The following is a 14,101-nucleotide window of genomic DNA, read 5'->3' as shown; positions in this document are numbered from 1 at the left end:
ACCGCGCGCCGGTGACCGCCGACCTTTCAGCCAATCAACACGGTGTCGGGCGCGACCTGTTCGGCGCTTTCCGCAACGCCGTCGGCTCCGCCGATGCCGGTGCCAGCATATTCGGAGCGTAAGACATGTCGAAAACCCAACGCACCCGCGAGATTTGCGGCCTTGCGCCCATCGTTCCGGTTCTGGTCGTCGATGACGCCGCTCAGGCCCGCCCCTTGGCCGAGGCTCTGGTCGCCGGTGGCCTGCCCGCGTTGGAGGTCACCCTGCGCACCCCGGCGGCGCTGGACGCGATCCGCGCAATGTCTCAGGTGCCCGGCGGTGTGGTTGGCGCGGGTACTCTGGTCACCCCCGAGGACGTTCGCGCGGCCAAGGAGGCGGGCGCGCAGTTTGGCGTCTCACCCGGGGCGACCGATGCGTTGATCGCCGCCTGTGAAGCCGAAGACCTGCCGCTGCTACCGGGTGCCGCCACAGCCAGCGAGGCGATGCGTCTTCTGGAGCAAGGCTATGATATGCTGAAATTCTTCCCCGCCGAGGCCTCGGGCGGGGCTCCTGCCTTGAAAGCCATCGGCGCGCCATTGCCGCAGATCAGCTTTTGTCCGACCGGGGGCGTGTCGCCATCGAATGCGCGGGATTATCTGTCATTGTCGAATGTCGTCTGTGCAGGCGGCAGCTGGGTCGCGCCGAAACAGATGGTCGCGGCAGGCGATTGGGCCGGGATCGAGGCGCTGGCCCGCGAAGCCTCGGCTTTGGAGCGCTGAGGCGCAAAGGCGTCTAACCCTGCGCCGCGTTCAGCGCCTTGGGCAGAGCTGCGGCGAAGGCATCGAGATCAGCCTGGGTTCCGCAACTGACGCGGATGCAGCGGTTTTGCGGTGCGGCAAAAGGCATGCGCACGAATATCCCCTGCGCCACCAGCTCATCCAGAACCGCCTTGGCAAACGCCCCATCACGCTCGCAATCAATCGCCACGAAATTGGTGGCCGAGGGTAGGGGGATCAGCCCATTGGATCGGGCAATCTCGCCGATCCGATCCCGCGCCTGCGTGATCTGCGTTAATACCTCTGACAACCAAGCCTGATCCTGCAAAGCTGCCAGTGCTCCGGCCTGCGCGGCGCGGTTCATCCCGAAATGGTTGCGCACCTTGTTGAACGCGGCAATCAGATCAGGCGCACCAATCGCATAGCCCACCCGCGCCCCGGCCATCCCGTAAGCTTTTGAAAAGGTGCGCATTCGGATCACACGCGGATCATCAGCGGCAAGAGGTGCCGCAGTGCCCGCGGGGGCGCATTCCACATAGGCCTCGTCCAGCACCAACAGGCATCCATCGGGCAGGGCATCCATGGCTGCAACGATGTCGGCACCCGAATGCCAACTGCCCATCGGGTTGTCGGGATTGACCAGATAGACCAGCTTGGCGCCCATCTCGGCTGCTTTGCTGAAAAGGGCCGCCGGGTCCTCATGATCATCGGTATAGGGCACCGTATGCAACGTGCCACCAAACCCGGCCACATGGTAGTTGAAGGTCGGATAGGCCCCGTCCGAGGTCACAACGGCGTCACCCGGCCCGATCAACAACCGCACGAGATAGCCAAGCAGCCCGTCGATGCCCTCACCCACCACAATATTCTCAGGCGCAACTCCGTGATGGTCCGCCAGAGCCTGCCGCAGATCGTGATTTTCCGGGTCGCCGTACATCCAGATGCCCGTGGCCGCCATCGCCTCGATCGCGCGGGGAGACGGGCCAAAGACACTCTCATTCGCGCCCAGCCGCGCGACAAAAGGCGCGCCGCGTTGACGTTCCTGCGTTTCGGGACCGACAAAGGGCACGGTTGCGGGCAGGGACTGGACAAGCGGGGTAAAGGGCAGACGGGTCATGCCGGTAGAAAAGCGCAAGCGGAGATGGCTGACAAGCCCGCTTGCGCCCGTTGGATCAGAAGAAGATCAGATAGATCAGCCCGGCATACATCCCGTATTGGATCAGGTAGTAAACCGATTTGTTCCACTGTTTGATGCGCTTGCCCACGGCGCGGATCTTGTAGATCCCGGCAAAGGCCCTGTTGACCGCGCCAACTTTGTCCCCGGGCCGGTTCTTGGTGGCCGAGGCCGCCATGACCACGTTGGAAAATACGGTGTTGATCCAGTTGATCGGGGCAAACCAGACCGGCCGTTTGATATCGAGGAACAGCACGATCCGGTTCGCGTCGGTCTCGTTTTCGGCATGGTGGATATAGGTTTCGTCGAACATGACGACCTCGCCATCGCGCCAGGAGTATTTTGTGCCGTCGACATCAATGAAGCACTGGTCGTCATTCGGCGTGCTCAGCCCCATGTGATAGCGCAGCGAGCCTGCAAACGGGTCGCGATGGCGCACAAGACGTGCCCCCGGCGGCAGGGCAGTGAACATCGCCCCTTTGATCGACGGGATCTGTTCCACCATCTGCGTTGTCACCGGGCACAGCTCTTTTGCGGAGCCCAGCGATGAACCGTACCATTTCAGGTAGAACCGCGTCCAACCGGTTTTGAAGAAGGAATTGAAACCGATATCGTCCAGGTCATCCGAGGCCTTGATTGCGCCCTGATCGTTCAGGCTCTGGGCTTCGTCCCGGATGGTTTTCCAGTTGTCCTGCAGGGGTTTGAGCTCGGGGAACAGCGCCGGATCAACATATGGCGTCGTTGGAACTCTGGAAAAGGTATAAAACAGGCAGTTCAGCGGTGCGAACAGGTTGGCGTGGTCGGTGATCCGACGACGGATTTGGTCGTGGCGCAATGTTCCGCGTGTCTGCACATAGATCGAACAGATAATAAAGAGAAACAGGATAAAGAGTCCCATCGGGATGCCTTTTGCTGATGTCGGTAGATGTGAATAGCGTGTCAGGTGGGTCACCTATGGCGTCTGTTCAACGCGTACAACCGCCCGGCGAACAGTCCCGTCGTCACTTTTCAGGGAGGAGGCAAAAACCCGCGCATGACACTGCCCCCACGTTTCGGTGGAACTGCCGATTGTGTCAGGGCAACATGGTGCCACATTGACAGCCGGAGGATCGAATGGCGCGCGTATCTGTCGAATACAAGGACCACATTGCCCATGTCACGCTGACACGCGGCGACAAGATGAACGCGCTGGATGACGCGATGATCAAGGCGATCCTGTCTGCCGGGGCCGAGGTTGCGGCCTCGGACGCCCGCGCTGTGGTTCTGTCGGGTGAGGGCAAAAGTTTCTGCGCCGGGCTGGACATGGCGAGCTTTGCCAGCATGGCCCACACCGATCCGACCGAATGGCTGATGACCCGCAGCCATGAGGACGCCAATGAGATGCAGGAACTGGCCCTGATCTGGCGGCGCGTCCCCGTGCCGGTGATCTGCGCCCTTCAGGGTGTGGCCTATGGCGGTGGGCTGCAGATTGCGCTGGGCGCGGATATCCGCATCGCGCATCCGGAGGCAAAGCTGGCGGTGATGGAGATGAAATGGGGCATCATCCCCGATATGGGCGGCATGGTTCTGCTACCCCGGCTGGTGCGCTCGGATGTGCTGCGCTTGCTGACCTATACCGCCCGTCCCATCGGCGCGGCGCAGGCGGCAGAGTGGGGTCTGGTCACCAAATTGTCGGACGATCCGCTGGCGCATGCACTGGCTCTGGCCGAGGATATCGCGGGCCAAAGCCCCTCGGCCATTCGTGCGGCGAAACGGTTGATAGATGTAGCTGAACGCGAAGCGCGCACCGATGTCCTGCTGGCGGAATCAGCCGAACAGGTCGATCTGATCGGCAAACCGGATCAGATGGAGGTTGTCATGGCGCAGATGCAGGGCCGAAAGCCCGAGTTCAAATGACCTCGCCGCGTGTCTCCCGCTTGATCCTTTACACCAAGGACGTTGAACGGATGGTGCAGTTCTATGAATTGCACTTTGGCTACACCGCGTGTCAGATTGAAGGCGACCGGATTGTTGAACTGATACCCTATGCGGGTGGTTTGCGTCTTTTACTGCACCCGGCCAGTAAAGCTGCGCGGCAGGGGCAGGCATCGGTCAAGATCGTTTTCGATGTCGAGGATGTCGCTGGGTTTTGTCTTAGATCTGCAGAAGCCGGATTGCAGTTTGGACCAATCCACAAGGCGGACGGGTACTGTTTCGCGAATGCAAAAGACCCGTCCGGCAACTCAATCTCGGTTTCCAGTAGGGCCTTTTTAAGCGGTGATTAACGCATGAAAGCCCGGCGCGCATCGCGGGCCATATTATAGCGCATCTCAAGATCGGCGATCCGGGCCATGGCGACGCGGCGCTGGACCGGGTCGGTCAGGGCCGGATAGGACTGCCGGGCGGCATCCAGTTCTTTCTTGATGGCGAATTCCTCGGGCAAGACCCCGGCCTGCGCCATGATCCGGTGGCCCGCCGCGATGGCCGGGTCTGTCTGTGCTTCGGACGACCGGTCGGGCAGGGGACGGCCTTCACCCTCCAACCCCTCAAGCTGGCCTTCGGCCTGTGCCTTTTTGATCTGGCGTTCGATCAGTTTTCCAAGCGATCCGAGCATGACCTCAATATAGGTGGCAAAAGAGGTGGACGAAAGGGATCAGCGGGCTCGGTTTGACACCAGATAAGCTATCCCACCCGCTAATAGCCCCCAGACCGCAGCGCCCAGCCCGAAAACGGTGATGCCCGAGGCGGTGATGGCGAATGTCAGGATAGCGGCCTCGCGTTCCGCTGGCACTTCAAGCGCGGCAAAGGTGGCGTTGGCCATGACGCCGATCAGGGCGACTCCGGTCAGCGTGCCCATCAGCAGCGGGTCAGCGTGGGCGGCAAAACCGGTGATCGCAACGGCGAAGACGCCGAACAGGCAATAGAACACGCCCGCCATGACCGCCGACCAATAGCGTTTGGTGCGGTCCGGGTGGCTGTCTTCGTTCGAACACATCGCGGCAGTGATGGCCGCCAGACAGGTGGCCGGGGCACCAAAGAGGGCGGACAGGATGCTGGCCCCTCCGACCGATGAGAACAGCCTGCCCGCGTCAGGCGTGTAGCCAAAACTGCGCATCACTGCGATGCCGGGGATGTTCTGCGTGGCCATGTTGACGATGAACAGCGGGATGCCGATGCCAATGGCCGTGGCCACCGAGAAGCTGGGTATCGTCCAGACCGGGGCGGCCAGAATCTGCTCGGGCCGGACAGAGGTCTCTCCGGCGCTGAAGACAACGACCAGAGCTGCCGCAACAACCGCGGCGGGGACGGCAAACAGACGGTTCAGGCGTCCGGCGAGAAACCATGTCAGGATCACCGGCAGGGCCTGCCATGGCAGCTCCACTGCTGCCTTGAACGGGATGATGCAGAGCGGCAGTAGGACGCCGCCCAGCATCGCCTGTGCCAATGTCGTCGGGATCGCCGCCGCCAACCGCGCGAGCGGTCGCCAGAGACCGGCCAGAACCGTCAGGGCTCCGGCGCAGAGGAACGCGCCGATGGCGCCCGAGAACCCCTCTGCCGGGGTGGCAGAGACCGCCAGCAGCGCCGCGCCGGGGGTGGACCAGGCCACGCTGATCGGTTGTTTGTACCAAAGGCTGAGGACTATGGCGGCGAGCCCCATGGCGACGGCGGCGCTCATCAGGCCCGAGGCGGCCTGCGCTGGCGAGGCCCCCATTGCGGCGAGCCCCTGCAGCACGATCGGGAAGGAGCTGAAGAACCCAACAACCGCAACCACCAGCCCGGTTGAGACGGTTTGCATCGGGGGGAAGGTCTGCGCCATTGCGTCCTCCGGCACGGGGGTTCCTGAACTGGCTAACAATCGCAACGGGTTGGGGGCAAGGGGGAAAGTTCGACGGGCAAAGGAAAACCCCGCCGGTGCGTGTGCGGCGGGGTTCGGGATTTGAGTATTTATGAAAAGATGAAGATCAGGCGATTTCGGCCAAACGGGCGAGGGCTTCGTTCAGTTTCGCTTCTTCTTCTTCGCGGGCGGCGAGGTTGGCTTTGGCTTCCTCGACCACCTCTTCCGGGGCCGAGGCCACGAATTTGGGGTTGTTCAGACGGCCACGCAGACCGCCCAGTTCCTTGGCCAGTTTGCCCTTGGCTTTTTCCAGTCGTTCCTTTTCAGCGCCGATGTCGATGATATCTGCCAGCGGCAGGCCGAAGGAGGCACCGGGGGCGGCGATTGAGATGGTGCCTTTGGGCAGCTCATCGGCCTTGGTCAGGCTGTCGATCCGCGCAAGGCGTTTGATCAGTGCTTCATTGCGGTCCCACGCGGCTTGGCCGTTCGCGTCGATTTCGGTCACCAGCATCGGCACATAGAGGCCTGCCGGAACCCGCATCTGCGCGCGGGCCGAGCGGGTGTTTTCGATCACCGAGATCACCCAGTTCATCTCGCGGTCGGCATCGCCATCAACCAGTTCTGAGCCATAGGTGGGCCAGTCGGCGTGGACGACCATTTTGGCGCGGCTGCCGGTCAGGCCCCAGAGCTCTTCGGTGATGAAGGGCATGATCGGGTGCAGCAGCACCATGCACTGATCCAGAACCCAGCGCATCGTGGCGCGGGTCTCGGCCTGCGCCTCGGCGTCGTCGCCTTGCAGAAGGGGTTTTGACAGTTCCACATACCAGTCGCAGACCTTGCCCCAGACAAAGGCATAAAGCCCGTTGGCGGCGTCGTTGAAGCGATAGCTTTCCAGCGCCGCGTCGACCTCTTCGCGCACGCGGGCGGTTTCGCCGATGATCCAGCGGTTGACGGCGGCTTTGGGTTTCAGGTCGGCCACGTCCAGTTGCGGGACGGCGTCGGTGAAGACCTCGTTCATCTCGGCAAAGCGGACGGCATTCCAAAGCTTGGTGCCGAAGTTGCGATAGCCGGTGATGCGTTCGCGGGACAGTTTCAGCACGCCGCCAATCGCCGCCATCGAGGCGTTGGTGAACCGCAGCGCGTCGGCGCCGAACTCGTCGACGATTTCCAGCGGGTCGATGACGTTGCCGGTGGTCTTGGACATCTTCTTGCCCTTCTCGTCACGGACGAGCTGGTGCAGGTAGACGGTGTGGAACGGAATCTGATCGACTACGGCCAGTTGCATCATCATCATCCGGGCGACCCAGAAGAACAGGATATCGAAGCCGGTGATCAGAACGTCCGTGGGGAAATAGCGCTCCAACTCCTCGGTCTGCTCAGGCCAGCCCAGCGTGCCGATGGGCCAGAGGCCGGAGGAGAACCAGGTGTCGAGGACGTCGGGGTCGCGGGCGAGTGTAACAAAGAGATCTTGGGCAAAAGACTTTACTTCGATGGTATCGCCTTCGTCGATGAAATTCGAAGGGTCGTTTCCCGTAATTTCAAGAGAATAGTATTCCGCGGCTTTCCGACGTGCATCCTCAAAAGTGGCTGCGCAAAACGCTACGTGTGTCCCAGAGGTTACATTTTCACCTCCTACTACAACGTCTTCTAAGGCTGGCCCATACCAAACCGGAATCTGATGCCCCCACCACAGCTGGCGCGAGATGCACCAGGGCTCGATGTTTTCCAGCCAATGGTAATAGGTCTTCTCGCCCGACTCGGGGATGATCTTGACCGTGCCGTCCTTGACCGCGTCCAGCGCGGGGCCGACGACCTTTTCGGCGTCGACGAACCACTGGTCGGTGAACATCGGCTCGATGACGACTTTCGAGCGGTCGCCGAAGGGCTGCATGATCGGTTTGCTCTCGACCAGCGGGACAAGTGCCGGGCTGAAGCCCGGCCTACTGTTTTCGTCCTCCGTAGGCCGGGCTTCAGCCCGGCTTTGCCCCAGACGCGGATCATCTGCGTGGGCCATGACCGCCAGACCGTCGGCGGTGATCTCTTCGACAACCTTCGCGCGCGCCTCGAACCGGTCGAGGCCGCGCAGGTGGTCGGGTATCAGGTTGATCGCATCGATCTCGTTCTCGGTGAAGGACTTGCCGCGCGCGTATTCCTGCGCTTTGCCGGCTTCTTCGGCGTAAGGCGCGCCATCGGCCCGCATCGCGCCTTTGGTGTCCATCAGGCGGTACATCGGAATGCCGCCGCGCTTGGCGACCATGTTGTCGTTGAAATCATGCGCGCCGGTGATCTTCACCGCGCCCGAGCCGAAATCGGGGTCTGGATACTCATCGGTGATGATCGGGATCTGGCGGCGATGCTCTTTCGGACCAACCGGGATTTCGCATAGCTTGCCGATGATGGGCGCGTAACGCTCATCCGAGGGGTGCACGGCCACCGCGCCGTCGCCCAGCATGGTCTCGGGGCGGGTCGTGGCGATCGAGATGTAATCGCGCTCTTCCTCAAGAACGATATTCCCGTCTTCGTCCTTTTCGACATAGGTGTAGGTCTCGCCACCCGCCAGCGGGTATTTGAAGTGCCACATATGGCCCGCGACTTCGATATTCTCGACCTCAAGGTCCGAGATTGCGGTTTCGAAATGGGGGTCCCAGTTGACCAGACGCTTACCGCGATAGATCAGGCCCTTTTCGTACATATCGACGAAGACCTTGATCACCGCGTCGTGAAAATTCGCAGAATTTTCGTGCCCCGTGCGCGGGTCGCCCGCTGCACCGGCCATGGTAAACGCATTGCGCGACCAGTCGCAGGAGGAGCCCAGACGCTTCAGCTGTTCAATGATCGTGCCGCCGTATTCGCCCTTCCATTCCCAGACTTTCTCAAGGAATTTCTCGCGGCCCAACTCGCGTCGACCGGGTTGCTGGGTGGCGGCCAGCATTTTCTCGACCTGCATCTGGGTGGCGATGCCCGCATGGTCCTGACCTGGCTGCCACAGCGTGTCGAAGCCGCGCATCCGGTGCCAGCGGATCAGGATGTCCTGCAGCGTGTTGTTGAACGCGTGGCCCACGTGCAAAGCACCCGTCACGTTGGGCGGCGGGATCATGATGGTAAAGCTTTCGTCGCGCGAGCGGTTCGCGCCTGCTTTGAAGGCTCCGGCCCGTTCCCAGGCCTCGTAGATGCGGGCCTCGGCCTCGGCCGCGTTGAATGTCTTTTCCATCGCCATGGGTGCGTCCTGCGTCATCGAATTCGGGTCAGCGCCTGCAATAGCGAATGGGGACGGGAAGGGGAAGGCCCCGTAGGACTAACCCTGACCGGGTGCCTCATAAAGCTCCAGACTTTCCGTCGCCCCCTGGGTCAGCGCCTTGGCCTGATCGGCGCGGATGCGGGCGTAAAGGTCCAGCGCATCGGGCGCAAAGGGCTTGGACGGTGTCGGGACGTGGATGAAATTGCCGACCCGATCCTCGCCCCGTGCCAGAATGGCATAGTCGCGGTCGGCCACCTTTTGCTGTGCGTTGGGGTTCAGATAGCGGATGGCCAGCCCGATCCGCCGGTCATCCGAGCTGTTGGGTCCCGAGCCATGGATCGTCTGCCCGTGATGCAGGGACATCTGCCCCGGTTGCAGCTCAATATGGGTCTTGTCGGCCTCGTCTACGTCCACAGCGATCTCTTGCCCGCGCGACAGCAGATTGTTGTCGGAAAACGTGTCGTTATGCGGCAAGATCGGGTTCTTGTGGCTGCCCTTGACGAAATCCATGCAACCGCTTTCCACCGTGGCCGGAGACAGCGCAATCCACGCCGTGACCTGATCGGGCGTTTCACCCATGCCCCAATAGGTCAGGTCCTGATGCATGCTGACCACCTGCGTCGTGTGCGGCTCTTTGATGAACAGCTCGGCAGACCACAGCAGCAGATCAGGACCCAGCACGCCTTCGACCACGTCCAGAACCGCCGCATCCAGCGCCATGCGCGCGACCAGCGGCATGACCAGATGGGCGTTCACGCGCTTATACATGTTCAGCGGCAGGGGCAGATCGGCCTCGCGCCAGGTGGCTTCGATCTGTTCCAGTTCGGTGCGCAGGACGGTGGTCTGGGCGGGGTCGAAGACAGGGATTGGAAACAGGAACCCGTCCTGCCAATAGGTGTCGATCTGATCGGGCGACAGGCGGCCTTCTGTCAGGGTGATGGGGGGTGTCATGTGACCTCCGTCCGGCTCTGAACCATGCGTTCAGACTAGGCCCTGCCATGGGTCGTGCTGCGCCGTTTGCGACATGCGCGTCGTCTCACGCAGATGTGCAAATCTCTGGACAGCGGCCCCGGTCAGGCTAGTGTCGCGCAGGTGCCCAGCCAAAGGATCGACCCATGGAAAAGTTCGGCAAAAGCCAGCCCGTCAAACGGACCGAGGATCAGCGGTTTCTGACCGGGCAGGGCCAATATATGGATGACGCTCTGCCGCCGAACACCTTGTTCGCGGCTTTCTTCCGCAGCCCGGTCGCGCATGGGCGGATCACAGCGCTGGATTTGGAGGCCGCGCGTGAGGCTGAAGGCGTTCGATTGGTCATGGCATTTGACGATCTCGCCGATGCCGGGATCGACACGGTGCTGAACGGAGCCACGGTGCCCAATCGGGACGGATCGAAGGCTGCGGCGCCCAAGCGGCATATGCTGGCGAAAGATCGCGGGCGCCATGTCGGGGAACCGGTTGCTGTCGTAATAGCGGGCACCCCGGAACAGGCCCGTGATGCGGTCGAACTGATCTGGCTGGAGACCGAAGACCTGCCCGCCAAGCTGGACCTTGCGGCGGGCGGTGAACCCCTGCACCCCGAAGCCCCCGACAATCGTGCCTTCGACTGGGCGCTGGGGGATGAGGCCGCGACCGAGGCCGCCTTTCAGGCCGCCGCCCGCACGGTGTCTCTGGACGTTCACGACAATCGGGTGATCATCAGCCCGATCGAACCGCGCGGCTGTCAGGCGCAGTGGGATGACGGGCGGCTTCACTTCTCTTACGGCGGTCAGGGGGTCTGGGCGATGCGGGCGCAGTTGGCGCAGAAGCTGAAGCTGGAGCCCGAGGCGATCCGTGTGACCACCCCCGATGTGGGCGGTGGGTTCGGGATGAAGGTGATGCCGTATCCCGAATATTTCTGTGTCGCCGTTGCCGCAAAGAAACTGGATCAGCCAGTGCATTGGATGTCCGACCGGTCCGAGGCGATGCTATCCGACCATCATGGCCGCGATCTGACTTCGCTGGCAGAGCTGGCCTTTGACGCAGACAACAGGATCACCGCCTACCGGGTCCACAGCAAGGTCAATCTTGGTGCCTATAACAGCCATTTCGGGCAGTCGATCCAGACCAACCTGTTCAGCAAGGTGCTGATGGGGGTCTATGACGTGCAGACCACCTATCTGCGGGTCGAAGGGTTTTATACCAACACCACGCAGGTCGACGCCTATCGCGGCGCGGGCCGCCCCGAGGCGATCTATGTGCTGGAACGCACCATCGACCGCGCCGCGCGCGAGCTTGGGGTCGATCCGTGGGCGTTGCGCCGAAAGAACTTCATCCAGCCCGAAAGCTTTCCCTACAAGACCGCCACCGGCGAAACCTATGACGTGGGCGATTTCGACATGGTGCTGGACCGCATGGCCCAGCAGACCGACGGTTTCGCGGCCCGCAAGGCGGCGGATGCAGAGCGCGGCCTGATCCGTGGACAGGGCCTGTGTTACTATATCGAAAGTATTTTGGGCGACCCTTCCGAAAACGCGAAGGTAGAGTTTGCCGAGGATGGAACCGTGGCCTTATGTGTCGGGACACAATCGAACGGGCAGGGGCATGAAACGGTCTATGCTCAGTTCCTGTCGGATCAGACCGGCATCCCGATGGATCAGATCACCGTCGTGCAGGGCGACAGCGACCGGCTGCCACATGGGGGCGGGACGGGCGGGTCACGCTCGGTCACCGTGCAAAGCACGGCGACGCTGGCCACAATCGACGTCATGATCGCCGCATTCACGCCTTATCTGGCGGCTAAGATGGGGGTCGAGGAAAGTGAGATGACCTTTGATCACGAAACCTTCCGCGCACCGGGATCGAACCTGACCCCGACGCTGGTCGAGGCCGCGCAGATGGCCCGCGCCGACGGCCGCACGGACCTGTTGCAGCACGAGGCCCGCGCCAATCTGGATGCGCGCAGCTATCCCAATGGCGCGCATGTTGCCGAGGTTGTGATCGATTCTTTCACCGGCGAAGTGGCCGTTGACCGCTATACGGTCGTTGATGATTTCGGCAATCTTATCAATCCGATGCTGGCCGAGGGGCAGGTCCATGGCGGGGTCGTCCAAGGCATCGGTCAGGCGTTGAGCGAGCGGGTCGCCTATGATGATCAGGGGCAACTGCTCACGGCTTCGTTCATGGATTACGCCTTGCCCCGCGCGGCGGACATACCCATGATTAAGTTTACCTCGGCTCCGGTTCCGTCAACGGCCAACCCGATGGGCATGAAAGGCTGTGGCGAGGCTGGCACCGTGGGCGCGCTGGCCGCTGTGGCAAACGCGGTTCAGGATGCGCTCTGGGATCACGGGGTGCGGCAGGCGGATATGCCTTTCACACCCCACAAAACATGGGAATTGCTGACGCATGGTTCTGTCGCGGCTCAGTAGAAAGGTTCTGGGATGGCTCGGTCGCCCGCTGCGGTCCGAGCATTCGACCGAAGCGCTTCACCGCGAACCGATCAGCCATGTCATCATCCTTGACGGCACCATGTCGACACTGGAACCGGGGTTTGAGACCCATGCGGGCCAGACCCTGCGCCTGTGCCGCGAGATGGGCAGCAAGGTCTCGGTCTTTTACGAATCCGGGGTGCAGTGGGAAAGCTGGCGGTCCTCGCTGGATGTGATGATGGGGCGGGGCATCAACCGGCAGATCAGGCGCGCCTATGGCTATCTCGCCTCGCGCTACAAACCCGGTGACCGGATATACTTTATCGGCTATTCGCGAGGGGCCTACGGTGTCCGCAGCCTGGCAGGGGTGATCGACATGATCGGCCTGCTCAAAGCGGAACACGCGACCGAGCGGAATATCAAACAGGCCTATCGCCATTATGAATGCAACGCCAACGGCACCGCCGCCGGAGCGTTCCGCCGTCAGTTCTGCCATACGGACGTGGCGATCGAGATGGTGGGCGTCTGGGACACGGTCAAGGCGCTGGGCCTGCGCCTGCCGCTGCTCTGGCGCTGGGCCGAGGAACGCCACGCCTTCCACAACCACCAGCTTGGCCCGGCCACCCGCCACGGCTATCACGCGATGGGGCTGGACGAAACGCGCGAAGTGTTCGAGCCTGTGCTGTGGAAATGTACGCCTGAGTTCAAGGGCCACGTGGAACAAGTCTGGTTCCGCGGCACCCACGGCGATGTCGGCGGGCAGTTGAACGGTTTCGAAGAGGCCCGCCCGCTGAGCAACATCTCCCTCATCTGGATGCTGGACAAGGCCGAACTGCACGGCCTGCCCTTGCCCGAAGGCTGGCGCGACCGCTTTCCGACCGACCCGCATGCCCGGTCAGTGGGCACATGGCGCGGCTGGGGCAAGATTTTCCTGCTGCGCAAGCACCGCAAAGTGGGGCGCGACCGCTCAGAGAGGCTGCATGTCTCGGTCTCCCCGGACGACCTTCCGGGCTGGGTGCCGATGCCGGATTTGCCGTCGCATCCGGCGCAGTAGGTTTCCAAAAATCAGATTTCAGCCCATATGGCATCTATACGCCACGCGTGACTCAAATTTCGTTCTTCCATGGCATCCATCAGAGCCTGTGAAACAAGCATGCCACGAGTACCTGCTCCGTAGTGCATGTCGTACCAGGCAGCGCGACCAGCGATTTTATCTTTATACACCGCTCTGACGTCACCAGGATCAAGCACCCCTTGTTTTCCCTTGATCTGCCAAAGGTGCCCTCCATCAATCTCCCCTCCTGCGGTAAGCCTCACCCCATCACGCCATTTTCCATCAAAGCAGATTGCATCGACAATCTGGGTGACCCTCCAGAACCACCTGGGAGACTCAAACGCAGTACCATCGCTCATGAAAACCGGCACCGAGATGAACTGGTGCACACCCGGTTCCATTTCTTCGATCAGATCCTTCATCCCGCGGCTAACAATTTTTCCGCCGGGGGACCGATCCAGATCTCGCAGGTTTTCCCCTTTGGCGAATCTCAGCGCCGTAGGGAAAAGTTCCTTGGGCCAAGGCGCAACGCGCCAGCCTGCTCTGGCCTGAAATGACGCCAGACTGTATTTTTCCAAAAGTTCTTTGGTCACTTCGCCGGTATAGGCCCGGACTTTTGCGTTGTGCTGTTCAGAATAATCTTCCTGCAGTTTGTCGCC

12 protein-coding genes are annotated in these 14,101 nt (G+C 61.8%); 5 read left to right on the top strand and 7 right to left on the bottom strand.

Features of this window, described 5'->3' with window-relative positions; translation table 11 throughout:
- The first annotated feature begins 125 nt into the window (after positions 1 to 125).
- Positions 126 to 758 carry a bifunctional 4-hydroxy-2-oxoglutarate aldolase/2-dehydro-3-deoxy-phosphogluconate aldolase gene (locus MPJ51_RS19555; protein ID WP_298390361.1) on the top strand — a complete coding sequence of 211 codons (633 nt, stop codon included), beginning with the start codon at positions 126 to 128 and terminating at the stop codon, positions 756 to 758.
- A gap of 13 nt (positions 759 to 771) precedes the next feature.
- Here MPJ51_RS19555 and MPJ51_RS19550 read toward each other — a convergent pair whose 3' ends face one another.
- Together MPJ51_RS19550 and MPJ51_RS19545 are read right to left on the bottom strand one after the other, a co-directional pair.
- Positions 772 to 1,872, bottom strand: a complete 1,101-nt coding sequence (locus tag MPJ51_RS19550; protein ID WP_298390363.1) for a pyridoxal phosphate-dependent aminotransferase — start codon at positions 1,870 to 1,872, stop codon at positions 772 to 774.
- A 55-nt stretch (positions 1,873 to 1,927) separates the two neighbouring features.
- Positions 1,928 to 2,827, bottom strand: a complete 900-nt coding sequence (locus MPJ51_RS19545; RefSeq protein WP_298390360.1) for an aspartyl/asparaginyl beta-hydroxylase domain-containing protein — start codon at positions 2,825 to 2,827, stop codon at positions 1,928 to 1,930.
- A gap of 215 nt (positions 2,828 to 3,042) precedes the next feature.
- Between MPJ51_RS19545 and MPJ51_RS19540 the strand changes: the two genes are divergently transcribed.
- Both MPJ51_RS19540 and MPJ51_RS19535 read left to right on the top strand, forming a co-directional pair.
- On the top strand, positions 3,043 to 3,825 hold the full coding sequence (locus tag MPJ51_RS19540) for a crotonase/enoyl-CoA hydratase family protein (RefSeq protein WP_298390358.1): 783 nt from the start codon (positions 3,043 to 3,045) through the stop codon (positions 3,823 to 3,825).
- Positions 3,822 to 4,193 carry a VOC family protein gene (locus tag MPJ51_RS19535; RefSeq protein WP_298390356.1) on the top strand — a complete coding sequence of 124 codons (372 nt, stop codon included), beginning with the start codon at positions 3,822 to 3,824 and terminating at the stop codon, positions 4,191 to 4,193. The genes MPJ51_RS19540 and MPJ51_RS19535 overlap by 4 nt, the downstream gene beginning before the upstream one ends.
- Here MPJ51_RS19535 and MPJ51_RS19530 read toward each other — a convergent pair.
- The 4 genes from MPJ51_RS19530 to MPJ51_RS19515 form a co-directional block, all read right to left on the bottom strand.
- The gene (locus MPJ51_RS19530; protein ID WP_298390354.1) at positions 4,190 to 4,522 is read right to left on the bottom strand and encodes a DUF1992 domain-containing protein; all 333 of its coding nucleotides are present in this window, start codon (positions 4,520 to 4,522) and stop codon (positions 4,190 to 4,192) included. The genes MPJ51_RS19535 and MPJ51_RS19530 overlap by 4 nt on opposite strands.
- 39 nt (positions 4,523 to 4,561) lie before the next feature.
- A complete protein-coding gene (locus MPJ51_RS19525) occupies positions 4,562 to 5,725 on the bottom strand; it encodes a benzoate/H(+) symporter BenE family transporter (RefSeq protein WP_298390352.1) in 1,164 nt (387 codons plus the stop codon).
- Between the two features lie 145 nt (positions 5,726 to 5,870).
- The gene (locus MPJ51_RS19520; protein ID WP_298390350.1) at positions 5,871 to 8,960 is read right to left on the bottom strand and encodes a valine--tRNA ligase; all 3,090 of its coding nucleotides are present in this window, start codon (positions 8,958 to 8,960) and stop codon (positions 5,871 to 5,873) included.
- 78 nt (positions 8,961 to 9,038) lie between these two features.
- On the bottom strand, positions 9,039 to 9,932 hold the full coding sequence (locus MPJ51_RS19515; RefSeq protein ID WP_298390348.1) for a phytanoyl-CoA dioxygenase family protein: 894 nt from the start codon (positions 9,930 to 9,932) through the stop codon (positions 9,039 to 9,041).
- A 164-nt stretch (positions 9,933 to 10,096) separates the two neighbouring features.
- Between MPJ51_RS19515 and MPJ51_RS19510 the strand changes: the two genes are divergently transcribed.
- The gene (locus tag MPJ51_RS19510; RefSeq protein WP_298390346.1) at positions 10,097 to 12,388 is read left to right on the top strand and encodes a xanthine dehydrogenase family protein molybdopterin-binding subunit; all 2,292 of its coding nucleotides are present in this window, start codon (positions 10,097 to 10,099) and stop codon (positions 12,386 to 12,388) included.
- Positions 12,366 to 13,442: a DUF2235 domain-containing protein gene (locus MPJ51_RS19505; RefSeq protein WP_298390342.1), complete on the top strand. Its 1,077-nt coding sequence runs from the start codon at positions 12,366 to 12,368 to the stop codon at positions 13,440 to 13,442. Before MPJ51_RS19510 ends, MPJ51_RS19505 begins: the two co-directional genes overlap by 23 nt.
- A gap of 11 nt (positions 13,443 to 13,453) precedes the next feature.
- Here the strand turns inward: MPJ51_RS19505 and MPJ51_RS19500 are convergent.
- The coding region (locus tag MPJ51_RS19500) for a DUF1629 domain-containing protein (RefSeq protein WP_298390339.1) at positions 13,454 to 14,101 on the bottom strand (648 nt) is incomplete at its 5' end.

The sequence above is a fragment of the Ruegeria sp. genome, from assembly GCF_028066395.1.
Taxonomy (GTDB): Bacteria; Pseudomonadota; Alphaproteobacteria; order Rhodobacterales; family Rhodobacteraceae; genus Ruegeria.
Note: the sequence above shows the minus strand (reverse complement) of the source record. Positions and strands in the feature narration are given on the sequence as shown.

Coding starts and splice junctions, on each gene's coding strand:
- MPJ51_RS19505 (WP_298390342.1), top strand. CDS start 12,366: ATGGTTCTGTCGCGGCTCAGTAGAAAGGTTCTGGGATGGCTCGGTCGC.
- MPJ51_RS19530 (WP_298390354.1), bottom strand. CDS start 4,522: ATGCTCGGATCGCTTGGAAAACTGATCGAACGCCAGATCAAAAAGGCA.
- MPJ51_RS19515 (WP_298390348.1), bottom strand. CDS start 9,932: ATGACACCCCCCATCACCCTGACAGAAGGCCGCCTGTCGCCCGATCAG.
- MPJ51_RS19540 (WP_298390358.1), top strand. CDS start 3,043: ATGGCGCGCGTATCTGTCGAATACAAGGACCACATTGCCCATGTCACG.
- MPJ51_RS19525 (WP_298390352.1), bottom strand. CDS start 5,725: ATGGCGCAGACCTTCCCCCCGATGCAAACCGTCTCAACCGGGCTGGTG.
- MPJ51_RS19545 (WP_298390360.1), bottom strand. CDS start 2,827: ATGGGACTCTTTATCCTGTTTCTCTTTATTATCTGTTCGATCTATGTG.
- MPJ51_RS19550 (WP_298390363.1), bottom strand. CDS start 1,872: ATGACCCGTCTGCCCTTTACCCCGCTTGTCCAGTCCCTGCCCGCAACC.
- MPJ51_RS19510 (WP_298390346.1), top strand. CDS start 10,097: ATGGAAAAGTTCGGCAAAAGCCAGCCCGTCAAACGGACCGAGGATCAG.
- MPJ51_RS19535 (WP_298390356.1), top strand. CDS start 3,822: ATGACCTCGCCGCGTGTCTCCCGCTTGATCCTTTACACCAAGGACGTT.
- MPJ51_RS19520 (WP_298390350.1), bottom strand. CDS start 8,960: ATGGCGATGGAAAAGACATTCAACGCGGCCGAGGCCGAGGCCCGCATC.
- MPJ51_RS19555 (WP_298390361.1), top strand. CDS start 126: ATGTCGAAAACCCAACGCACCCGCGAGATTTGCGGCCTTGCGCCCATC.